19 protein-coding genes are annotated in these 22,223 nt (G+C 70.2%); 13 read left to right on the forward strand and 6 right to left on the reverse strand.

All coding sequences use genetic code 11. From position 1 onward, the window contains the following. Positions 1 to 3,267, forward strand: a 3,267-nt coding sequence (rpoC, locus tag ACX938_RS00005; RefSeq protein ID WP_459429487.1) for a DNA-directed RNA polymerase subunit beta', incomplete at its 5' end; no start/stop codon positions are given. Positions 3,268 to 3,656: 389 nt separating this feature from the next. On the opposite strand, the gene ACX938_RS00010 is transcribed toward rpoC, so the two are convergent. Then, positions 3,657 to 4,466, reverse strand: coding sequence for a protein-disulfide reductase DsbD domain-containing protein (locus ACX938_RS00010; protein ID WP_459429488.1), 810 nt, complete (start codon positions 4,464 to 4,466; stop codon positions 3,657 to 3,659). 115 nt (positions 4,467 to 4,581) lie between these two features. Here ACX938_RS00010 and ACX938_RS00015 point away from each other — a divergent pair, with 115 nt between their 5' ends. Beyond that, positions 4,582 to 5,157: a YqgE/AlgH family protein gene (locus ACX938_RS00015; RefSeq protein ID WP_459429489.1), complete on the forward strand. Its 576-nt coding sequence runs from the start codon at positions 4,582 to 4,584 to the stop codon at positions 5,155 to 5,157. 204 nt (positions 5,158 to 5,361) lie between these two features. On the opposite strand, the gene ACX938_RS00020 is transcribed toward ACX938_RS00015, so the two are convergent. Further along, the gene (locus tag ACX938_RS00020) at positions 5,362 to 6,297 is read right to left on the reverse strand and encodes an L-threonylcarbamoyladenylate synthase (RefSeq protein ID WP_459429490.1); all 936 of its coding nucleotides are present in this window, start codon (positions 6,295 to 6,297) and stop codon (positions 5,362 to 5,364) included. Between the two features lie 147 nt (positions 6,298 to 6,444). On the opposite strand from ACX938_RS00020, the gene ACX938_RS00025 reads away from it, so the two are divergent. From ACX938_RS00025 to ACX938_RS00040, 4 genes are all read left to right on the forward strand, one after another. Further along, on the forward strand, positions 6,445 to 8,160 hold the full coding sequence (locus tag ACX938_RS00025) for an acyl-CoA dehydrogenase (protein WP_459429491.1): 1,716 nt from the start codon (positions 6,445 to 6,447) through the stop codon (positions 8,158 to 8,160). Next, positions 8,157 to 9,200, forward strand: a complete 1,044-nt coding sequence (locus ACX938_RS00030; protein ID WP_459429492.1) for an MBL fold metallo-hydrolase — start codon at positions 8,157 to 8,159, stop codon at positions 9,198 to 9,200. The genes ACX938_RS00025 and ACX938_RS00030 overlap by 4 nt, the downstream gene beginning before the upstream one ends. 96 nt (positions 9,201 to 9,296) lie before the next feature. After that, entirely contained in the window at positions 9,297 to 9,431 is a 135-nt protein-coding gene (locus ACX938_RS00035; protein WP_232752592.1) for an aa3-type cytochrome c oxidase subunit IV, read from the forward strand. Between the two features lie 36 nt (positions 9,432 to 9,467). Then, a complete protein-coding gene (locus ACX938_RS00040) occupies positions 9,468 to 10,094 on the forward strand; it encodes a hypothetical protein (protein WP_232752591.1) in 627 nt (208 codons plus the stop codon). A gap of 199 nt (positions 10,095 to 10,293) precedes the next feature. On the opposite strand, the gene ACX938_RS00045 is transcribed toward ACX938_RS00040, so the two are convergent. Both ACX938_RS00045 and ACX938_RS00050 read right to left on the reverse strand, forming a co-directional pair. Continuing rightward, the gene (locus ACX938_RS00045; protein WP_232752590.1) at positions 10,294 to 10,620 is read right to left on the reverse strand and encodes an AzlD domain-containing protein; all 327 of its coding nucleotides are present in this window, start codon (positions 10,618 to 10,620) and stop codon (positions 10,294 to 10,296) included. Next, positions 10,617 to 11,342, reverse strand: coding sequence for an AzlC family ABC transporter permease (locus ACX938_RS00050; protein ID WP_370634859.1), 726 nt, complete (start codon positions 11,340 to 11,342; stop codon positions 10,617 to 10,619). The genes ACX938_RS00045 and ACX938_RS00050 overlap by 4 nt, the downstream gene beginning before the upstream one ends. Positions 11,343 to 11,401: 59 nt before the next feature. Here ACX938_RS00050 and ACX938_RS00055 point away from each other — a divergent pair, with 59 nt between their 5' ends. From ACX938_RS00055 to ACX938_RS00070, 4 genes are read left to right on the forward strand one after another with little or no spacing between them, the layout of a single operon-like run. Then, a complete protein-coding gene (locus ACX938_RS00055) occupies positions 11,402 to 12,289 on the forward strand; it encodes a formate dehydrogenase accessory sulfurtransferase FdhD (protein WP_459429493.1) in 888 nt (295 codons plus the stop codon). Continuing rightward, entirely contained in the window at positions 12,286 to 12,894 is a 609-nt protein-coding gene (mobA, locus tag ACX938_RS00060; RefSeq protein ID WP_459429494.1) for a molybdenum cofactor guanylyltransferase MobA, read from the forward strand. Before ACX938_RS00055 ends, mobA begins: the two co-directional genes overlap by 4 nt. Continuing rightward, the gene (gene mobB, locus ACX938_RS00065) at positions 12,891 to 13,382 is read left to right on the forward strand and encodes a molybdopterin-guanine dinucleotide biosynthesis protein B (RefSeq protein ID WP_232752586.1); all 492 of its coding nucleotides are present in this window, start codon (positions 12,891 to 12,893) and stop codon (positions 13,380 to 13,382) included. Before mobA ends, mobB begins: the two co-directional genes overlap by 4 nt. Then, positions 13,379 to 15,481 (forward strand): molybdopterin-binding protein, encoded by a 2,103-nt coding sequence (locus ACX938_RS00070; protein ID WP_459429495.1) that lies wholly within the window; start codon positions 13,379 to 13,381, stop codon positions 15,479 to 15,481. The genes mobB and ACX938_RS00070 overlap by 4 nt, the downstream gene beginning before the upstream one ends. Before the next feature lie 308 nt (positions 15,482 to 15,789). Here the strand turns inward: ACX938_RS00070 and ACX938_RS00075 are convergent, their stop codons facing one another. Both ACX938_RS00075 and greA read right to left on the reverse strand, forming a co-directional pair. After that, entirely contained in the window at positions 15,790 to 16,824 is a 1,035-nt protein-coding gene (locus ACX938_RS00075; RefSeq protein ID WP_459429496.1) for a hypothetical protein, read from the reverse strand. 22 nt (positions 16,825 to 16,846) lie between these two features. Continuing rightward, positions 16,847 to 17,317, reverse strand: coding sequence for a transcription elongation factor GreA (greA, locus tag ACX938_RS00080; RefSeq protein WP_232752584.1), 471 nt, complete (start codon positions 17,315 to 17,317; stop codon positions 16,847 to 16,849). 275 nt (positions 17,318 to 17,592) lie between these two features. Between greA and ACX938_RS00085 the strand changes: the two genes are divergently transcribed. The 3 genes from ACX938_RS00085 to ACX938_RS00095 all read left to right on the forward strand — a co-directional run bounded on the left by ACX938_RS00085 (position 17,593) and on the right by ACX938_RS00095 (position 21,913). Further along, complete coding sequence (locus ACX938_RS00085; RefSeq protein ID WP_459429497.1) at positions 17,593 to 19,245, forward strand: electron transfer flavoprotein-ubiquinone oxidoreductase; 1,653 nt, start codon at positions 17,593 to 17,595, stop codon at positions 19,243 to 19,245. 126 nt (positions 19,246 to 19,371) lie between these two features. Then, the gene (locus ACX938_RS00090; RefSeq protein ID WP_459429498.1) at positions 19,372 to 21,096 is read left to right on the forward strand and encodes a tetratricopeptide repeat protein; all 1,725 of its coding nucleotides are present in this window, start codon (positions 19,372 to 19,374) and stop codon (positions 21,094 to 21,096) included. After that, positions 21,089 to 21,913 carry a 4-(cytidine 5'-diphospho)-2-C-methyl-D-erythritol kinase gene (locus ACX938_RS00095; protein WP_459429499.1) on the forward strand — a complete coding sequence of 275 codons (825 nt, stop codon included), beginning with the start codon at positions 21,089 to 21,091 and terminating at the stop codon, positions 21,911 to 21,913. Before ACX938_RS00090 ends, ACX938_RS00095 begins: the two co-directional genes overlap by 8 nt. Positions 21,914 to 22,223 lie beyond the last annotated feature (310 nt).

The raw sequence follows: 22,223 nt of genomic DNA on the forward strand, positions 1-22,223 counted from the left end.
CCGCTGAAGTCGCTCTCGGACATGCTCAAGGGCAAGCAGGGCCGGTTCCGTCAGAACCTGCTCGGCAAGCGCGTGGATTTCTCGGGCCGTTCGGTCATCGTGACCGGCCCGGAGCTGAAGCTGCACCAGTGCGGCCTGCCGAAGAAGATGGCGCTCGAGCTCTTCAAGCCCTTCATCTACTCGCGGCTCGAGGCCAAGGGCCTGTCGTCGACGGTGAAACAGGCCAAGAAGCTCGTCGAGAAAGAGCGCCCCGAGGTCTGGGACATCCTCGACGAGGTGATCCGCGAGCACCCGGTGCTGCTGAACCGCGCGCCGACGCTGCACCGCCTGGGCATCCAGGCCTTCGAGCCGGTCCTCATCGAGGGCAAGGCGATCCAGCTGCACCCGCTCGTCTGCTCGGCCTTCAACGCCGACTTCGACGGTGACCAGATGGCCGTGCACGTGCCGCTCTCGCTCGAGGCGCAGCTCGAGGCGCGGGTCCTGATGATGTCCACGAACAACGTGCTGTCGCCGGCCAACGGCGCGCCGATCATCGTGCCGTCGCAGGACATGATCCTGGGTCTCTACTACACCACCATCATGCGCGAAGGCATGAAGGGCGAGGACATGGTCTTCGGCTCGGTGGAAGAGGTCGAACACGCGCTGAACGCGGGCGAAGTGCATCTGCACGCCAAGATCCACTGCCGCGTGAAGCAGATCGACGACGAAGGCCAGGAGGTCATCCGCCGCTACGAGACCACGCCGGGCCGCGTGCGCCTGGGCGCGCTTCTGCCGCTCAACACCAAGGCCCCCTTCGAGCTGGTCAACACGCTTCTTCGGAAGAAGGACGTGCAGCGCGTCATCGACACCGTCTACCGCTACTGCGGCCAGAAGGAATCGGTGATCTTCTGCGACCAGATCATGTCCATGGGCTTCAAGGAGGCGTTCCGCGCGGGCATCTCCTTCGGCAAGGACGACATGGTCATCCCGCAGGACAAGTGGTCGATCGTCGAAGAGACCCGCGAGCAGGTCAAGGACTTCGAACAGCAGTACATGGACGGCCTGATCACCCAGGGTGAGAAGTACAACAAGGTCGTGGACGCCTGGTCGAAGTGCAACGACAAGGTGACCGAGGCGATGATGTCGACCATCTCGGCGGCCAAGACCGACGAGAACGGCGCCGAGGCAGAGCCGAACTCGGTCTACATGATGGCCCACTCCGGCGCCCGTGGCTCGGTGACCCAGATGAAGCAGCTGGGCGGCATGCGCGGCCTGATGGCCAAGCCGAACGGCGACATCATCGAGACGCCGATCATCTCGAACTTCAAGGAAGGTCTGACCGTTCTTGAATACTTCAACTCGACGCACGGCGCCCGGAAGGGTCTGTCGGACACCGCGTTGAAGACGGCGAACTCGGGTTACCTGACCCGCCGCCTGGTGGACGTGGCGCAGGATTGCATCGTGCGTCTGCACGACTGCGGCACCGACCGGTCGATCACCGCCGAGGCGGCGATCTCCGACGGTGAGGTGGTGGCCTCGCTCGGCGAGCGCCTCCTGGGCCGCGTCGCGGCCGAGGACATCCTGAAGCCGGGCACCGACGAGGTCCTGGTCAAGGAAGGCCAGCTCATCGACGAGCGCACCTCGGATGCCATCGAGGAGGCCGCGGTCCAGAATGCGCGCATCCGCTCGCCGCTGACCTGCGACGCTGAAGAGGGTGTCTGCGCCATGTGCTACGGGCGTGACCTCGCGCGCGGCACCATGGTCAACACCGGCGAGGCCGTGGGCATCATCGCGGCGCAGTCGATCGGCGAGCCGGGCACCCAGCTGACCATGCGGACCTTCCACATCGGCGGCGTCGCCCAGGGCGGCCAGCAGAGCTTCCTGGAGGCTTCGCAGTCGGGCAAGATCGAATACGAGAACCCGAACACGCTGGTGAGTGCTGCCGGTGACCTGCTGGTCATGGGCCGCAACATGAAGATCCGCATCGTCGGTGAGGATGGCGCCGAGCGTGCCAGCCACAAGGTCGGCTACGGCACCAAGCTCTTCGTCCAGGAAGGCCAGGACATCGAGCGCGGTGACAAGCTCTTCGAGTGGGACCCCTACACCCTGCCGATCATCGCCGAGAAGGACGGTGTGGCCCGTCACGTCGACCTGGTGAACGGCGTCGCCGTCCGCGAGGAGACCGACGAAGCCACCGGCATGAGCCAGAAGATCGTGACCGACTGGCGCGCCGCGCCCAAGGGCAACGAGCTCAAGCCCGAGATCATCCTTCAGGACGAGAACGGCGAGCCGGTGCGCAACGACCAGGGCAACCCGGTCACCTACCCGATGTCGGTGGATGCGATCCTCTCCTGCGAGGACGGCGAGTCGGTCAAGGCCGGCGACGTCGTGGCGCGGATCCCGCGCGAGGGCGCGAAGACCAAGGACATCACCGGCGGTCTGCCACGTGTGGCCGAGCTCTTCGAGGCACGCCGTCCGAAGGACCACGCCATCATCGCGGAAATCGACGGCTACGTGCGCTTCGGCAAGGACTACAAGAACAAGCGCCGTATCACCATCGAGCCGGCGGACGAGAACCTCGATCCCAAGGAATACATGATCCCCAAGGGCAAGCATATTCCGGTGGTCGAAGGCGATTACGTCCAGAAGGGCGACTACATCATGGACGGCAACCCCGCGCCGCATGACATCCTGTCGATCATGGGTGTCGAGGCGCTGGCGAACTACATGATCAACGAGGTCCAGGACGTCTACCGGCTGCAGGGCGTGAAGATCAACGACAAGCACGTCGAGGTCATCGTCCGGCAGATGCTGCAGAAGTGGGAGATCCTCGACAGCGGCGACACCACGCTCCTCAAGGGCGAGCATGTCGACAAGATCGAGTTCGACGAGGCCAACGCCAAGGCCGAGAAGAAGGGCGGGCGCCTGGCCAAGGGCGAGCCGATCCTGCTCGGCATCACCAAGGCTTCGCTGCAGACGCGGTCCTTCATCTCGGCGGCCTCCTTCCAGGAGACCACCCGCGTGCTCACCGAGGCCTCGGTGCAGGGCAAGGTGGATAACCTCCTGGGTCTGAAGGAGAACGTCATCGTGGGCCGGCTGATCCCGGCAGGCACCGGCGGCGCGATCAACCGCGTCGAGAAGGTCGCCTCGGACCGCGACAACGTGGTGATCGAGGCGCGCCGGGCGGAGGCCGAAGAGGCCGCCCGCCTCGCCGCCCCGGAAGAGGACCTCGCCGGTGGCGAGAGCCTCGACACGGTGATCGAGGACACCTCGGAAAGCCGCGAGTAAGCGCCGCGCGAGAGAAACAGGAAAAGGCCCCCGGCGGATCGCCGGGGGCCTTTTTCGTTGGTGGGGTTGGGTGTGTAGGGACTGGGTAGGTCGCTGCGGGCTATGCGCGGTCAGGAGCGACGGGGCAGGGGGGCGGTTGCTGCGGCTACGTCGCTACAGAGGGTCAGCAGCAGCAGCGCTGGGACGCGAGGTCGGCGCGCGCACGGGTCCGGGGCGCGGAAACCGGCCCGCGGCTCAGAAACCGGTATGTGGGGCAGGGGGAGCCCAGAGAATTGGGCCGGAAGGGGGCCACCCGAGGGCCTATTGGTCCCGCATCGCACCGAAGCGTGGGGGCGAAGAGGCCCCGGAAATGGCCCCCAAGGGCCGACCCCGAAACGGCGCCGCGCGCCTCACCCGCAGCCCGCGATCTCCACCGCGTGGCTCTGGCCGAGCACGGTGAAGGTCAGCGCCGAACGGTCGAGCGCGAAGGGCTTCTGCTCCATGTGGCGGATCTCGGTCGCGGCGATCAGCGTGCCGCCCTCGCGCCGGGTCGCGGGCTCGGCGACCCAGAGGTAGGGATTGCCGGTCTCCACCACGGTCTCTTCCTCGCGGCCCGCCGGCGGCATCTCGATTCGCGCCTCGAGCCGCAGCCCGTCGCCCTCGCGCGGGGCGATGGAGCAGCTCACGCCCCCGACGCCCACCTCCTCGGCGGAAAAGGGCCGGTCTGCCAGCGCCGCCACGATCGCCGGGTCGCGCGCGCCCTGGCCCGCGGGCAAGAGACCCGAGAAGCGCAGCTCGTGCGGCATGCAGATGTCCTTGCAGACACCCAGCTGCATGTCGCCCGCCAGCCGCACGTCGCCGGGTCCCGCGGGCCGCACGGCCAGCGGCAGGACCAGCTCGGTCTCGTAGCCGATGCTGCGCATCCCGGCCTGGTCGAAGACCTCGGGGCGGGGCCAGATCACCGAGACGCCGCCGAGGTTGTCGGACCCGCGCCAGCCGAACTCCGGCGGGATGCCGGCGTCGCCCGGGGCGCGCCAATAGGTCTTCCAGCCGGGCGCCAGCTTCAGGTGCAACGCGGCGATATGGGTGCCGTCGGCGCGCCGCCATCCCGGGCGCAGCTCGGCCGCGACCACGGCGTCGAGCTCTTCGGCCGGGGCGGGCGCGGGGGTGACGGTGAGGGCGAGCGCCGCGGCGGCGGCGAAAAGACTGGCACGGATCATCGCACCGATCTGCCGCGTTGGGGGTGAAATGAAAAGTCACGTCTCGGAGACAAGCCGCGACCTTGCGCCCCCGCGCGCCCGTCGCCATGCTGAGAAGGTCATGCAAGGACAGGACATGCTATCCACCGACCCGGAAACCGATCTGACCGGCCGCATGCTGATCGCCATGCCCGGGATGGAGGACCATCGCTTCGACCGCGCGGTGGTCTTCATCTGCGCGCATTCGGAGGACGGCGCCATGGGTCTGATCGTGAACAAGCCCGCGCCGGGAATCGAGCTGGCGACCCTGCTCGAACAGCTCGAGATCGACATGGTCGAGGGCCTGGGCATGGAGCCGGTCTTCTTCGGTGGCCCGGTCGAGACCGGGCGCGGCTTCGTGCTGCACAGCAGCGACTTCCAGTCGGATGTGACCTCGCTCGACGTGACCGACGGGCTGGCGATGACCGCGACGCTCGACATCCTCGAGGAGATCGGCGCGGGGCGCGGCCCGGCGCGGCGGCGGATGTGCCTGGGCTACGCGGGCTGGGGGCCGGGGCAGCTCGAGGCCGAGCTGCAGGCCAACGGCTGGCTGGTCTGCGATTCCTCGGACGCGCTGGTCTTCGGGCCCGATGCCGCCGCCACCTGGGAGGCGGCGCTGGCGACGCTGGGGGTGTCCTCGCTGATGCTCTCGGCCGAGGGCGGGCAGGCCTGAGGGGCTGGGCCTGCGCGTGAGCGTCGGATTGGGTGCGCCGGGCCTAAGGTGTTGATTAAAAATCGCTATTTATGAGTCGCGCGGCCTGAATTTTGGCGGTTTGAGTGCTGGTTTCGGCCCGCGTCGCCGCAACTCAGCAGAGGTCGCACTAGCCAAACCGCCGGGCCTCGCGGGCCCCGCCTAACTCGCTCGCCAAACCCCCGCCTACCGCGGCGCGGCGGCGCGGCTCAGCCGGTCGTTGATCGCGATTCCCAGCCCGCGGTGCGGCACCGGGGCGACGGCGATGACCGACCGCCCCATGCGGTCGAGCGCGTGCAGATGCGCGAAGAGATTGGCCGCCGCTTCGGTCAGATCCTCGCGCTCCGAGAGGTTCAGATCGCAGGGCATCTCGCCGAAGCCCAGCCGCGCCTCGCCCTCCTGCCATTCCGCCGCGTTGAGCCGCATCTCGGCGCGCGGCGCGTAATGCGAGGGCGTCTGCCCGGGGGCCGAGATCGCCTCGGTGTCGCGCCGGGTGAAGACCCGCGCGCCCAGGGTCTCGGCCAGGGCTTCGGCGGTGATCCCGCCGGGCCGCAGGAGCGTCGGCTTGCCGGTCAGCCCCAGGATCGTCGATTCGAGCCCCACCTCGGCGGGCCCGCCGGCCACCACCGCGTCGATCCGCCCGTCGAGCGTGTCGAGCACATGTTCGGGCCGAGTCGGGCTGATCCGCCCGGAGCGATTGGCCGAGGGCGCCGCCACCCCGCCGCCGAAGGCCGAGAGGAGCTGCCGGGCGACCGGATGCGCGGGCATTCGGATGCCGACCGAGCCCAGCCCCGCCGTGACCAGCTTCGACAGCGGCGCGCCTTCACGCAAAGGCAGCACCAGCGTCAGCGGCCCGGGCCAATAGGCCGCGGCCAAGGCCTCGGCGGCCTCGGACCAGACCGCCAGCGCCTTGGCCTGTTCGAGGCTCGCGACATGGGTGATCAGCGGGTTGAAATCCGGCCGGTCCTTCGCTGCGAAGATCCCCGCGACCGCGGCATCCGAGGAGGCATCGGCGCCGAGCCCGTAGACGGTTTCGGTCGGAAAGGCGACGAGTCCGCCGCGGCGCCAGATCTCCGTGGCGCGCGTGATGTCGGCCTCTGCCAAGGTCAGACGTTCGGTCATCCTGGGCCCCCGACCCCGTGACGCGGCGTTTCTGTTGCCGGGTCGCACCCTTGCAATACAGGTTTTGCCAAGTAGAACCATGCTCTGGCTTGGGTCGCCTCCCTAGTGGAAGCCGCCGCCCTTGCCAAGACGCCGAGGAGATGTGTCATGCCTTATGCGGCGCCCGTTGCGGATTTCCGGTTCCTGTTCGACCACGTGGTCGACCTGGCCCGCGTGACCGAGAAGGATCGATATGCCGATGCCACCCCCGACGTGGTCGAGGCGATCCTGACCGAGGCCGGCAAGCTCAGCGAAGAGGTCATCGCCCCCACCCGCCGCAACGGCGACACCGACGGTGCGCGGCTGGAGAACGGCGTGGTGCGCACCTCCAAGGGCTTCAAGGAGGCCTACCAGGCGCTGGCCGAAGGCGGCTGGGTCGCCATCGCCGCGGGCCAGGAGCACGGCGGCATGGGCCTGCCGCAGGCCATGGCCACCGCGGTCAACGACATGCTGTCGGCGGCGAATCTCTCATTGCAGCTCTGCCCGCTCCTGAGCCAGGGCCAGATCGACGCGCTCGAGGCCTGGGGCTCGGAGGAGCTCAACGCGCTCTACCTGCCGAAGCTCATCTCGGGCGAATGGACCGGCACGATGAACCTGACCGAACCGCAGGCGGGCTCGGACGTGGGCGCGGCGCGGGCCAAGGCCGAGCCCAACGGCGACGGCTCCTACGCGGTCAGCGGCCAGAAGATCTACATCTCCTGGGGCGATCACGACGTGGCCGAGAACGTCTGCCACCTGGTGCTGGCGCGGCTGCCCGACGCGGCCCCCGGGACCAAGGGGCTGAGCCTCTTCATGGTGCCGAAATACATTCCCGACGCCGAGGGCAACCTCGGCCCCGCGAACAGCCTGCGGGTCGTCTCGCTCGAGGAGAAGCTGGGCCTGCACGGCTCGCCGACCGCGGTGATGGAATACGACGGCGCCCAGGGCTGGCTCGTGGGCGAGCCCAACGGCGGCATCAAGGCGATGTTCACCATGATGAACAACGCCCGGCTCGGCGTCGGCGCGCAGGGCGTCGGCATCGCCGACGGCGCCTATCAGCACGCGCTGGCCTATGCCCAGGACCGCACCCAGGGAAAATCGCATCTGCCCGACGCCACCGGCAGCATCGTCGATCATGCCGACGTGCGCCGGATGCTGGCCTCGATGAAGGCCGATGTCTTCGCCGCCCGCGCCATCGCGCTGGCCTGCGGCGTGGCGATCGACATGGCCCGCGCCGGCGGCGAGGCCGAATGGGAGGCGCGCGCCGCGCTCCTGACGCCCATCGCCAAGGCCTTCGGCACCGAGACCGGCATCCGCGTCGCCAACGAGGGCGTGCAGGTCCACGGCGGCATGGGCTTCGTCGAAGAGACCGGCGCGGCGCAGTTCCTGCGCGACGTCCGGGTGACCGCGATCTACGAGGGCACCAACGGCATCCAGGCCATGGACCTCGTCGGCCGCAAGATGATGGACGGCGGCGAGGCGGCCTTCCTGCTTCTGGACGAGATCGAGGGCTTCGCCGAGACCGCCCGCAGCGAGATGCCGGACCTCGCCGAGCCGGTCTGGCAGGCCACCGAGACCCTGCGCGAGACCGTCGAATGGCTGGTCGCCGAGAAGGACATGAACGCGCGCTTCGCGGGCTCCATGCCCTTCCTCATGGGCTTTGCCCGGGTGCTCGGCGGCTATTACCACCTGCGCGCGGCCAAGGCCGACCCCGAGGGGCCCCGGTCGCGGCTGGCGCGCTTCTACATCACCCGGCTCCTGCCGGAACACGCGGGGCTCCTGGCCCATGCGCGCGGCGGGGCCGAGGACCTCTATGCGATCACGCCGGACGACCTCGCGGCATGAACGTGGCGGCGCGCGGCATAAGGTATCCCTGGGAGGAGCCGCCCGCCGAGGGCGAGGCCATCGAGGTGGCCGAGGGCGTCCTCTGGCTGCGGCTTCCGCTGCCCATGGCGCTCGATCACGTCAATGTCTACGCGCTGGACGACGGCGACAGCTGGACCGTGGTGGACACCGGGGTGCACAGCCGCCGCGCCGTGGCGATCTGGGAGGCGCTCCTGGCCGGGCCGCTCAAGGGCAAGCCGGTGGGGCGGGTGATCCTGACCCATCACCATCCCGACCACGTCGGCATGGCCGGCTGGTTCAAGGAGCAGCATGGCGCCGAGATCGTCACCACCCGCACCGCCATGCTCATGGCGCGGATGCTGACGCTCGACGAACAGGCCCGCCCGACCGAAGAGACCCTGCGCTTCTGGCGGCGCTGCGGCATGGAGCGGCGGATCTACGACGAGCGCGCCGCCAGCCGGCCCTTCAACTTCGCCGACATCGTGCATCCGATCCCGCTGGGCTACAGCCGGATCAAGGAGGGCGACCGCATGGTCATCGGCGGCCGCGACTGGACCGTGCGGATCGGCAACGGCCATGCGCCGGAACATGCGACCTTCTGGTCCGAGGACGGCGAGCTGGTGCTGGCGGGCGACCAGATCCTGCCCTCGATCAGCTCCAACATCGGGGTCTATGCCACCGAGCCCGAGGCCGACCCGGTCGCCGACTGGATCGAGGCCTGCACCCGGCTCAGCGAACACGCCACGCCCGAGCAACTGGCCCTCGGCGGGCACAAGCGGCCCTTCCGGGGCATCCCGACGCGGCTGCGCCAGCTGATCGACAACCACCACGGCGCGCTGGGGCGGCTCGAGGCCTTCCTGGCCGAGGAGCCGCGCAGCGCCGCGGAATGTTTCCCGCCGCTCTTCATGCGCCGCATCTCGGACGGCGAATACGGGCTCGCCATGGTCGAGGCCATGGCCCATTGCCTGCACCTCTGGCACCACGGCCGGGCCGAGCGTCACCTCGACGCCGCCGAGGCGTGGCGCTTTCGCGCCATATAGGGCGGATGCGGCCATTCGCGCGCCCGTGGCGGCGTGACAGCCCCGCTCGAATCCGCTAGATCGCGGGCCGACACGCAGTTTGGAAGGATACCAGCCATGGCCGAACACAAGCACGGCGAGATGGACATCAAGGACCACGAGAAGACCTTCGCGGGGTTTGTCACCTTCACCATCCGCACGGTGGTCGTGATCCTCGTGGCGGTGGTTCTGCTGGCGATGTTCAACGCCTGATCGGCGCCGCGCAAAGCGCGAGGGAGGGGACGGTTCATGCGGAAGAGATTCCCGCGCCTGCCGGCGCTGCCGGTCCTTGCGGCCCTGGCGCTGGCCGCCTGCGCCGAGCCGCAGAGCAACGCCGCCTCTCCCGAGGAGATCACCCGCGCGGCCTATCGCCATGACGGGCCGCCGGCGCTGACGCTCTACACCATGGTGTCGAACAACTCCGGCGCCGGGGCCCATACGAGCCTGATGATCAACGGCTCGCAGCGGGTGATCTTCGATCCCGCGGGCTCGGTGAAACACCCCCAGATCCCCGAGAAGGGCGACGTGCTCTATGGCATCACGCCCGAGGTGGCGCGCTTCTACGAAAGCGCCCATGCCCGCGAGACCTATCACGTCGTCGTGCAGCGCGTTGAGGTGAGCCCCGAGGTGGCCGAACGCGCGCTGCGGCTCGCCATGGCCAATGGCGCGGTCGGGCCGATGTTCTGCACCAGCGAGACCGCGGGCATCCTGCGCCAGCTGCCGGGCTTCGAGAGCATCTCTCCGGTGCTTTTCCCGAAGCGGCTGGCCGAGCAGTTCGGCGCGGTGCCCGGCGTCGAGACCCGGGCGGTCTACGAAAGCGACGCCGACGACAAGACCGAAGCCGTCGAAGCCTTCCGGAAGTCCGGCGGCGCCTGAGGGCGTCTGAGCTGGGGCGGGGGCTCCGGCGCGGTCCGTGCAGGGCAGGGTGGTTGGCCCCGCATGCTCCTGGAGCGCCAGACCAGGACCCCGCGAGGAATGCGCGAGACAGGATCAGTGGTGTGCACCGCGCCCCCTCGGACCTCGGCCCAAGACCCAGCACCTCAGTCCAACGGCAGGACCAATCGGCCCCCGAGCCTCAGCCCAGGAACCCGAGCCCCAGCCCCAGCACCGCCGCGCCGGTCAGCATGGCGGCGGGCACGTTCTTCGACCAGTAGCCCACCGCGAAGGTGACGAGCGCCGCCACGAAGCGCACCGGCTCGAACTCGCCGCCGGTGCCGCGCGGCCAGATCACCAGGGGCGCGATCAGCGCCGGCAGCACCGCCACGGCGGTGTAGCGCAGGTGGCGCAGCACCCAGGGCGGCATCTCGCGGTCGCCCACGAGGCCGAGGAACAGGAACCGCATCCCGAAGCTGCCGAGCCCCAGCCCGACGATGACGATCCAGAGGGTGCCGGTGTCGATCATGTCCGCGTTCCTTCCGCGCTCCGCGCCTCGAGCCGGCGCTCGGTCTCGGCGCCCGCGACCATGCCGATGATGCCGCCGACGATCAGGCCGAGGTTGAAGGGCAGCCAGGCGAAGACCAGCGAGCCGGTCACCGCCGCCAGGGCCGCCACCACATGCGCGGGCGTGCGCAGCATCGGCCCGATCATCGCCAGGAAGGCGATGGGCAGCGCGAAGTCGAGCCCGTAGCCTGTCGAGATCGCCCCGCCCACGAGCGCGCCCAGAATCGTCGCGAGATACCAGACCGGACAGATCGGCGTCGCCACGCCCAGGAAGTAGCCGAAGCGCTGGGCGGCGCTTTCCGCCGGGTGACGCTCGTAGTCGAGCGCCGCGCAGGCATAGACCTGGTCGACCAGGAAATAGGCCGCGACCGCGCGCTTCCAGAACGGCAGCTTGCCGATATAGGGGGTCATGGCGGCGGAATACATCGCCATCCGCAGGTTGATCGCCAGGGCCGAGGCCAGGATGATCAGCACCGGCGCCTGGTCCTGCAGAAGTTGCAGCGCGGCGAACTGCGAGGCCCCCGCGATCACCACCACCGAGAAGGACAGCGCCTCGAAGACCGAGAGCCCCGCCTCGGTCGCCAGCACGCCGAACAGCATGCCGAAAGGCACGATCACCAGGAGGAAGGGCAGCCCGTCCTTCACGCCGCGCCGATAACTTGACATTACGTCCGAACCCGCCATGACTTCTGCCCCGACCTTTGCTTGCGCGAAGGCTTAGCCCCGTGGCAGGGAATGTGCAAATGCCTGACAATGCCGACGAACCCGGCGATTACCTGATCGCCCCCGCGCCCCAGGGGCCGGGCCTGACCCGCCGCGTCATCGGCCGCGACCAGACCGGCGCCGAGGTCGAGATCCCGGTCGTCGAAGAGCGCCCCCTGACGATCTATCTCAACGGCCAGGAGATCGTCACCGCCATGACCATCGGCGACCATCCGCGCTACCTCGCGGTGGGCTTCCTGCGCAACCAGGGGATGCTGGGCGACGGCGAGCGGGTGACCGCCATCGACTTTGACGAGGAGCTCGAGACCGTGGTGGTGCGCACCGCCTCGCAGACGAGCTACGAGGAGAAGCTGCGCAAGAAGACCCGCACCTCGGGCTGCGCGGTGGGCACCGTCTTCGGCGACATGATGGAGGGGCTCGAGGGGCTGGAGCTGCCGCAGACCGAGGTCCGCGCCTCCTGGCTCTATACGCTCGCCCGGAAGATCAACACGACGCCCTCGCTTTACCTCGAGGCCGGGGCGATCCACGGGACGGTGCTCTGCCAGGGCGACCGGCCGCTGGTCTACATGGAGGACGTCGGCCGCCACAACGCCGTCGACAAGATCGCCGGCTGGATGTTCCTCGAGGATGTGCCGCCGGGCGACAAGATCCTCTATACCACCGGGCGGCTGACCTCGGAGATGGTGATCAAGACCGCGCTCATGGGCATCCCGGTCCTGGCCTCGCGCTCGGGTTTCACCGCCTGGGGCGTGGAGATCGCCCGCCAGGTCGGGCTGACCTGCATCGGGCGGATGCGCGGCAAGCGCTTCACCTGCCTCGCGGGCGACGCGCGGCTTTTGCGCGACATCGACCCCGAAAGCGTGCCCGAGGAAGACCGCAAGTCCCGCCGCAAGGGGGCCGGCGCGTGAGCGCGCCCCTCGGTGTCATCCTCGCCGGCGGCAAGGCGAGCCGCATGGGCGGCGGCGACAAGGGGCGGCTGGCGCTGCGCGGCGCCTCGCTCTTTGCCCATGTCACCGACCGGCTTGTCCCCCAGGTCGCGGGCCTCGCGCTCAATGCCAACGGCGACCCGGCGCGCTTTGCCGACCTGGACCTGCCGGTCCTGCCCGACAGCCTGCCGGACTTCCCCGGGCCGCTCGCGGGCGTGCTGGCCGGGCTGGACTGGGCCGCCGAGGCGGGCGCCGAGACGCTGGTGAGTGTCGCCGCCGACACGCCGTTTTTCCCCCGCGACCTGGTGGCGCGGCTTGAGGCCGAGGCCCGCGGCATGGCGCATCCGCTGGTCCTGGCGGCCACGCCCGATCCCAAGCGCGGGCGGGTGCGGCACCCGACCTTCGGGCTCTGGCCCGTGGCGCTTCGCGAGGATCTGCGCGCGGCGCTCAAGGCGGGCACCCGCAAGGTGGTGCTCTGGACCGAGGCCCACGGCGGGCGCGAGGCGCTTTTCGAGGACCCGGGCGATCCCTTCTTCAACGTCAACACGCCCGAGGACCTCGCCCGGGCCGAGGCGCTGGCGCCATGAGGATCTACGGTGTCACCGGCTGGAAGAACTCCGGCAAGACCGGGCTGATGGAGCGGCTGGTCTCGGAGATCAGCGCGCGGGGGTTCTCGGTCTCCACGGTGAAACACGCCCATCACAGCTTCGACGTCGACCAGAAGGGCCGCGACAGCCACCGCCACCGCGAGGCGGGCGCCCGCGAGGTGCTGCTGTCGTCGCGCAACCGCGTGGCGCTGATGACCGAGCTGCGCGGCGCCGAGGAGCCGACGCTGGAGGCGCTCCTGACCCGGCTCGCCCCTGTCGATCTGGTGCTGATCGAGGGCTACAAGCGCGACCGCCATCCCAAGATCGAGGCCCATCGTGCCGAAACCGGCCAGCCGCTGATCGCCCCCGAGGACCCGACCATCCGCGCCGTGGCCTCGGACAGCGCCCCGGCGCTCGACCGGCCGGTCTTCGGGCTCGACGACACCGCGGCGATCGCCGATTTCATCCTCGCGGAGGTGGGGCTGTGAGACCCTTCGACCGCACCGTCATGGTCGATTGGTCGGGCGGCAACGACACCGGCCCGCGCCCGCGCAAGGATGCGATCTGGCTCTGCGAGGCGGGCGGGGACCCCGAATACCTGCGCAACCGGCAGGAGGCCGAGGCGCGCCTCGCGGCGCTGCTCGCGGCGGCGCGCGACGCGGGCGAGCGGGTGCTGATCGGCTTCGATTTCCCCTTCGGCTACCCGGCGGGCTTCGCCGAGGCGCTGACCGGGCGGGCCGATCCCTTCGCGCTCTGGGACTGGTTCGAGGCGGCGCTCGAGGACGGCCCGCGCGGCAACAACCGCTTCGCGCTCGCCGACCGGATCAACGCGGGCTTCCCCGGCACCGGGCCCTTCTGGTTCAACGGCGGCAAGGCCGATCTGCCGCATCTGCCCCGGCGCGACACCCGCGCGGGCCACGGCATGGCCGAGCATCGCGCCGCCGAGGCGGGGATCAAGGGCGTCTTCTCGACCTGGCAGATGGGCGGCGCGGGCGCGGTCGGCGGCCAGGTGATGACCGGGCTGCCGGTCCTGAACCGGCTGCGGCGGCGCTTCGGGGCGGCGGTCTGGCCTTTCGAGCCCGAGGCGCTGGCGGAGGCGCCGGCAGTCTTCGTGGAGATCTGGCCGGGGCTCATCAACCGCGCGGTGAAGGCCGCCGAGGCCGCGGGCGGCATCCGCGACGCCCACCAGGTCCGGCTGCTGGCACGGGCGCTCGCCACGCTGCCGCAGGAGGTGCTGGAGGACATGCTCGCCGTCACCGCCCCCGAGGAGGGCGCGATCCTCGGCGCCGGGCAGGAGGCCGCGCTGGAGCGCGCCGCGCGCCTGCAACCACCGCCCCTGCAGAACGATTGCTTCGCCCTGCCGCCGGGCGTCGACTGGACGCCGGTCGATGACGCTCTGGCGCTTCTGCGCGACCGGCTGCGCCCGGTCACCGGGGTCGAGACCGGCGATCTCTTCGAGGCCGAGGGTCGCATCCTCGCCGAGGATCTGCAGGCCCGTCGGGCCAACCCGCCGCATCCCAACAGCGCTGTCGACGGCTACGGCTTCGCCCATGCCGCGGCCCTGGCCGCCGCCGAGGCGGGCGCCGTGCACCTGCCGCTGCACCCCGGCCGCGCCGCCGCGGGCGCGCCGTTTCAAGGCGTGCTGCCCGAGGGCGCGGCGCTCCGGGTCTTGACCGGCGCGGATCTGCCCGAAGGCGTCGACACCGTGGTCCTCGAGGAGGACTGCGCGGTCGATGCCGCGGGCCTCGCCTTCCGCGGTCCGCCGAAGCGCGGCGCCAACACCCGCAAGGCCGGCGAGGACATGCAGGCGGGCGCGCGCATCCTTTCCGCCGGCCAGGTCCTGCGCCCGCCTGACTTGGCACTGGCCGCCGCCACCGGGCATGGAGACCTGCCGCTCCGCGCCCGGTTGCGGGTCGCGGTGCTCTCGACCGGCTACGAGGTGGTGGAGCCGGGCGCCGAAGCCGGGCCGGGGGCGATCTACGACGCCAACCGCCCGATGTTGCTTTCGCTCCTGCGGCGCTGGGGCCATGCGCCGCTCGACCTCGGCCGCATCCCCGACGACCGCGCGGCGCTCTCCGCCGCGTTCGACCGGGCGCGGGAGGAGGCCGATGTGCTCCTGACCTCGGGCGGCGCCTCGGCGGGCGACGAGGACCACGTCTCCGCGCTCTTGCGCGCCGCCGGCGCGATGACCGAATGGCGCATCGCGCTGAAACCCGGCCGCCCCTTGGCGCTGGGCCTCTGGCAGGGGCTGCCGGTCTTCGGCCTGCCCGGAAACCCGGTCGCGGCCTTCGTCTGCACGCTGATCTTCGCCCGCCCGGCGCTGTCGCTCCTGGCCGGCGCGGGCTGGCAGGCGCCCCTGGGCCGCGAGGTGCCCGCGGGCTTTGCGAAACGCAAGAAACCCGGCCGCCGCGAATACCTGCGCGCGCGCCTGCGCGACGGCCGCGCCGAGGTCTTCCCCTCGGAGGGCTCCGGAAGGGTCTCGGGCCTGTCCTGGGCCGAGGGGCTGGTCGAGCTCGACGACGGCGCGCGGGAGATCTGCGAGGGCGATCCGGTGCGGTTCCTGCCTTACTCGGAGTTCGGGCTGTAGGTCCTGGTGGCTCGGGCCATGTGAGTGTGGGTCCGGGCCGCCTGCGGCGCCCCGGACCCGTAGGGGGCGCTGCCCCCTCTGCGGGCGTGCCGCCCGCATTCACCCCCGAGGTATTTTGGCCAAGCTGAAGGGCTGGGGGGGGGGCTGCGGGGCCGGCGGTGGCGCTTCGGGGGTGAGCGGGGTTGTTTTGGGCTGGTGGTGCGGCTGGAGGGGTGGCGCGTTTTTGCTGGGCGTCGCCTTGGGGGCGGCGCCGGGATGTCGAGGGTTGGTGCTGGAGGTGGCTGCGGCGGCGCGCCGCGCTCAGGAGCTCAGTCGAAGGTGCCGGCGACGCGGCCGACGAGCATGAAGGCGCGGGCGCTGCGGGTGTCGGCGAAGGCGGTGATCTCGGTGTCGCTGGCCTCGGGTTCGAAGCGCGCCAGGCCCTTGTCGAAGAGCCGCAGGAAGTGATGCGCGGCGTCGCGGAAGATCGGGTCCTCCTTCATCCGCGTGCTGGTCAGCGCCAGCGAGGCGCGGTCGCGCACCCCGCCAAGCGCCGCCGTGGGCCGCCCGCGTTCGCCCTGGGCGAAGCGGCGCCAGAGCTCGGGGCGCGCCATGTCCGGGCGCAGGTCGTCCATGTAGATGCCGTCCTGGCTGAGCAGGGTCAGCACGTCCTGGCTGGCCTGGATCAGCTGGGCGGCGGGGCGGTGCTTCAGCGCGCGGCGGAGGGCGGCGAAGCCGACCTCGTCCTCGGCGGTGTCGGGGAAGTTCAGCGCGCGGATGAAATCGCCGTTGGGCAGGCTTTGCACGAAGACCTCGGCGGGCGTGCCGAGCGCCAGGTCGGGCTGATCGGCGTCCGGGCCCTCGGGGCCCTGAGGGGCGCCTGCGCCGCCGCTGCCACCCGCGCGGCGGCCGAGGCCCTCGCGGGCGCGGGTCGAGGTGAACATCGCCAGCGCGGTCTCGGTCTTCTTCTGGGTGGCGGCGATCTCGTCGAGCTTCTTGGCGATGGCCGCGCCGCTGTCGGCGCCGCCGTCGCGGCCGGACTGCTGGTGGGCGCGGCGCAGCGCCTCGACGGCGGCGTCGAGCCGCGCCGCCTCGGCGCGGATGATCCGCCCCGAGCGCACCGTGAGCGCGCCGACCCAAATGAGCCCGAGCGGCAGGACCAGCGCCAGGAGCGCCAGGAGCAGCACCGGGGCGCCCGTGCCATCGCCCATGCCGATGCCGCCCGCGGCCAGCGCCGCGCCGGCCAGCACCAGCCAGGCGAGCCCCGCCAGGAGCGCCGGACCCGCGACGCCCGCGGGCTCGGGGCGGTCCCGCGGGGGAAAGCCGCCGAGACCCTTGCCACGGCTCTCATTCGCGTCGGCCATTCTGCGCCGGCCCTTTCAGCCTTCAGACAAACTCGATCGAGAGGATCTCGTAGCTCTTCTCCCCGCCCGGGGTGCGGACCTCGACGCTGTCGCCCTCGTCCTTGCCGATGAGCGCGCGGGCGATGGGCGATTTCACGTTCAACAGGCCCTTCTCGATGTTGGCCTCGTGCTCGCCGACGATCTGCCAGACCTTCTCTTCCTCGGTGTCCTCGTCCACGACCTTGACCGTGGCGCCGAATTTCACCGCGCCCGAGAGGGTCTTGGGGTCGATCACCTCGGCGAGGCCCAGGATGCTCTCGAGTTCCTTGATGCGGCCCTCGATGAATCCCTGCTTCTCGCGCGCGGAATGGTATTCCGCGTTTTCCTTGAGGTCGCCCAGCTCGCGGGCCTCGGCGATCGCCTGGATGATCGCCGGGCGTTCCTCGGACTTCAGCGTCTTCAATTCGCGTTCGAGCGCGGTATACCCCGCGCGGGTCATCAATATCTTGTCCATGGTGTCGTCCGAACGTCTGATCTGCCGGGGCGCGGCCGCCGAAGGGGCCGCAAGCGGTTCTGAAATACCTGACCCGAAGGGCCTCTGATTGCAAGGGCGCACAGGCACTTGCGCGGGCCGGCAAGCGCCCGTTTGCGCGCCAAAGGGGCGCTGCGGGGCGGGCTGGCGCCCCGCGGGACGCGGTGTCACAATTGACCCTCCCGGCCCCCAGCCTCTAATTCAGGGCAAGTTTGACAGCGAAGCGGGCCGCGCCGGGCGGTCCTGAAGGGAGAGACATGACCGATATCCAGCGCGAAGCGATGGAATACGACGTGGTGATCGTCGGAGCCGGGCCCGCGGGCCTGTCCGCCGCGATCCGGCTCAAGCAGCTCGATGCCGATCTCGAGGTCGTGGTGCTGGAGAAGGGCTCCGAGGTGGGGGCGCATATCCTTTCGGGCGCGGTGCTCGACCCGTGCGGGCTCGACGCGCTGATCCCCGACTGGAAGGAGAAGGGCGCGCCCCTGAACGTGCCGGTCAAGGAGGATCACTTCTACCTCCTGGGCGAAGAGGGCAAGGTCCGGGTGCCGAACTGGCCGATGCCGCCGCTGATGAACAACCACGGCAATTACATCGTCTCCATGGGCAACGTCTGCCGCTGGATGGCCGAACAGGCCGAGGCGCTGGGTGTCGAGATCTTCCCCGGCATGGCCTGCTCGGAGCTGGTCTGGGGCGACAACGGCGAGGTCAAGGGCGTCGTGGCCGGCGAGTTCGGGCTGAACGCCGACGGCAGCCAGGGCGAGGGCTACGAGCCGGGCATGGAGCTGCACGGCAAATATGTCTTCCTGTCCGAAGGCGTGCGCGGCTCGCTCTCCAAGCAGGTGATCGCGAAATACGGGCTCGATGCGGAGAGCGAGCCGCAGAAGTTCGGCCTCGGCATGAAGGAAATCTGGGAGATCGACCCCGAGAAGCACCGCGAGGGCTCGGTCACCCACACCATGGGCTGGCCGCTCGGCAAGAACGCCGGTGGCGGCTCCTTCATCTACCACCTCGAGAACAACCAGGTCTACGTGGGCTTCGTGGTGCACCTGAACTACGAGAACCCGCATCTCTACCCCTACATGGAGTTCCAGCGCTTCAAGCATCACCCGATGGTCGCGGAGCTGCTGGAAGGCGGCAAGCGCGTCGCCTATGGCGCGCGGGCGATCACCGAGGGCGGCTACCAGTCGATGCCGAAGATGGTGGCGCCGGGCGTGGCGCTCCTGGGCTGCTCGGTGGGCATGGTCAACGTGCCGCGCATCAAGGGCAACCACAACGCCATGCTCTCGGGCAAGGCGGCGGCCGAGGCGGCGCACAAGGCGCTGCAGGCGGGCCGGGCTTCGGACGAGCTGGCCGACTACGAGAAGGAGGTCCGCGAGGGCGCCATCGGCCAGGACCTCAAGAAGGTGCGCAACGTCAAGCCGCTCTGGTCGAAATACGGGCTCACCACCAGCCTGGCGCTGGGCGGGCTCGACATGTGGACCAACACGCTGGGCTTCTCGGTCCTGGGCACGATCAAACACGGCAAGAGCGACGCGGCGGCCACCGGAAAGGCCTCGGAGCATGCCAAGATCGACTACCCGCGCCCGGACGGCAAGCTGAGCTTCGACCGGCTGACCAATGTCTCCTTCGCGGCCACCAACCACGAGGAAAGCCAGCCCGCGCATCTCAAGCTCAAGGAGCCCGAGAAGCAGGTCGAGGTGGACTGGAAGCTCTATGCCGGGCCCTCGCAGCGCTACTGCCCGGCGGGCGTCTACGAGTTCGTGACCCCCGACGAGGGCGGCGAGCCGCGCTTCGTGATCAACTTCCAGAACTGCGTGCACTGCAAGACCTGCGACATCAAGGATCCCGCGCAGAACATCGTCTGGACCACGCCGCAGGGCGGCGACGGGCCGAACTACCCCAACATGTGAGCCGCGCCGCGGCGCCATACGGGAACGTGACGGATGGGGCGGCCTGCGGGCCGCCCCTTGCATTGCAAGCCGGTGAGCCGCGGGTTTACCATCGCCCGAACGAGGTTCGAGCCGAAGGAATGCCGCATGACGGGCACTAAGCGCCACTGGATCCGGGCTGGCCTGCTGGCCGCCGCGATGACGCTGCCGGGCGCCGCGGGGGCGCAGGGCGTCGCCGGCGACTACCTGGCCGCGCGCCACGCCGGGATGACCGGCGATTTCGCCGCGGCGGCGGAATATTACGACCGCACCCTGATGCACGACGGCGAGAGCCCGGAGTTCCTCGAGCGCGCGGCACTGGCGCATCTGTCGCTCGGCAATGTCGCGCGGGCGGCGGACCTGGGCCAGCGGGTGATCGCGCAGAACCAGAGCACCCAGGTCGGCCAGATGGCGGTGCTCGCCCGCGAGATGGGCCTCGAGAACTACGGCGCGGTGCTGGCCGCGATCGACGAGAACCGCGGCGCGGGGCCGCTGGTCGACGGGCTGATCCGGGCCTGGTCGCTCCTGGGGCAGGGGGATATGTCCTCGGCGCTCAACGCCTTCGACGCGGTGGCCGACACCCAGGGGCTGGCGCCCTTCGCGGGCTACCACAAGGCGCTGGCGCTGGCCTCGGTCGGGGATTTCGAAGGCGCGGAGGCGCTCTTTTCCCAGGAGATGGGCGGCGGCGTCGATGCCACCCGCCAGGCGATCATCGCCCGCGCCACGGTGCTGAGCCAGCTCGGCCGCGCCGAGGAGGCGCTGGCGCTGATCGACCGTTCCTTCAGCGCCGAGTTCGACCCCGAGCTGCGCGACCTTGTGGCGGCGCTGGAAGAGGGCGATCCGGTGCCCTTCGACCGCATCCGCGGCGCCAAGGACGGGCTGGCCGAGACCTTCTACACCATCGGCTCGGCGCTCAGCGCCGAGGCCAGCGAGGATTTCGTGCTGCTCTACGCCCGGGTGGCCCAGCATCTCGCGCCCGATCACACCGATGCCACGCTGATGGCCGCGGAGCTTCTGCGCGCCCTCGGCCAGTTCGAGACCGCCGCCGAGACCTATGACACCGTGCCCCGCGACGACCCGGCCTTCCATGCCGCCGAGATCGGCCGCGCCGAGGCCCTGCGCGAGATCGGCCGCACCGATGCCGCGCTCGAGGCGCTGCAGAGCCTGGCCGAGACCCATGGCGAGCTGCCGGTGGTGCAATCCACCCTGGCCGATTTCCTGCGCCGCCAGGACCGCTACGAGGCCGCAATCGCCGCCTACAGCCGGGCGCTCGACAGCTATTCCGAGCCCGACCGGGCGCAGTGGTTCCTCTATTACGCCCGCGGCATCGCGCAGGAGCGCTCCGGCAACTGGGAGGCCGCCGAGGCCGACTTCCGCGCCGCGCTCGAGCTCAATCCCGAGCAGCCGCAGGTCCTGAACTACCTCGGCTATTCGCTGGTCGAACAGCAGGAGAAGCTCGACGAGGCGCTGGACATGATCGAACGGGCGGTGGCCGCCCGGCCCGATGCGGGGTATATCGTCGACAGCCTGGGCTGGGTCTACTACCGGCTCGGGCGCTACGACGAGGCCGTGGGCCAATTGGAACGCGCCGCCGAGCTGATGCCCATCGACCCTGTGGTCAACGATCACCTGGGCGACGCCTATTGGGCGGTGGGCCGCGAGCTCGAGGCGGAATTCATGTGGAAACGCGCGCTGTCCTTCGTCGACTTCGAGGATGTGTCCGAGGATGCCGACCCCGATCGCATCCGGCGCAAGCTCGAGGTCGGGCTGGACCGCGTGCTCGAAGAGGAAGGGGCCGCGCCCCTGAGCGTGGCCGCGGAGAGCGATGGTTGAGGAACAGGCACCCGCCAAGGTCAACCTCTCGCTGCACATCACCGGACAACGCCCCGACGGCTACCACCTGCTCGATTCGCTGGTGGTCTTTGCCGATCTGGGCGACGTGGTGCGCGTCGAGGAGGCCGATGAACTGACGCTCGAGGTGACGGGCCCGATGTCCGAGGGCGTGCCCCCGGGCGAGGAGAACCTGGTCCTGCGCGCGGCGCGCTTCCTCGATCCGGTGCGGGGGGCGCGGATCACTCTCGAGAAGCACCTGCCCAGTGCAGCGGGTATCGGCGGCGGCTCCTCGGATGCCGCGGCGACGCTGCGCGCGCTGGCCGAGCTCTGGGGCATGCCGCTGCCGCGCCAGGCCATGGCGCTCGGGGCCGATGTGCCGATGTGCCTGGTGCCGACGGCGCAGCGGATCTCGGGGGCGGGCGAGGGCGTGCGCGGGGTGCCCGGCCTGCCGGCGCTGCCCGCGGTGCTGGTGAACCCCGGGGTGTCGGTCTCGACCGCGACGATCTTCGCCGCGCTCGAGAGCCACGAGAACCCACCCATGGCCGAGATCTGGCCCGCAACGCCCGATCCCGCCGCGGTGGCGGCCTTCCTGTCCGAGACCCGCAACGACCTCTCCGCCCCCGCCGAGGCCGAGGCCCCCGCGATTGCCGAGGCGCTCTCCGCGCTCGGCGAGGACGCGCTCTTCCAGCGCATGTCCGGGTCTGGCGCGACCTGCTTCGGCCTCTACGCGGATCTTCGCGCCGCCGAGGCGGCCGCCCAGCGGATCGCCGCGGCCCGGCCCGGCTGGTGGGTCCGCGCGGTGACGCTGAACCCGTGAGTGGAGAGAGAGGTAACCCGTGAGCGGGGTCAGGGGGTAAAGGGTGAGCGCGCGACCGGGAAGCGGCCCGAGGGGGTGAAGGCGTAGGCTTTTTTCCTCCTCAACGCCCTAGGATCTGATTTGAGCCCAACGCTTTCCGCCAGGCAGGCACAGCCCGCGACGACGTCCAATCACCCTGAATGCTTGGCCCCGCCCTCACCATCCAGCCTCGCCCGCCATCCCAACAAAGGGCGCGCACCGGACCGGGGCCGGCGCTGCTGACTTCCGAGCGGGGCGCTTTATTCCAACAAGGTCAGGACGAAAGACGAAC

It is taken from the genome of Roseivivax sp., assembly GCF_054552075.1.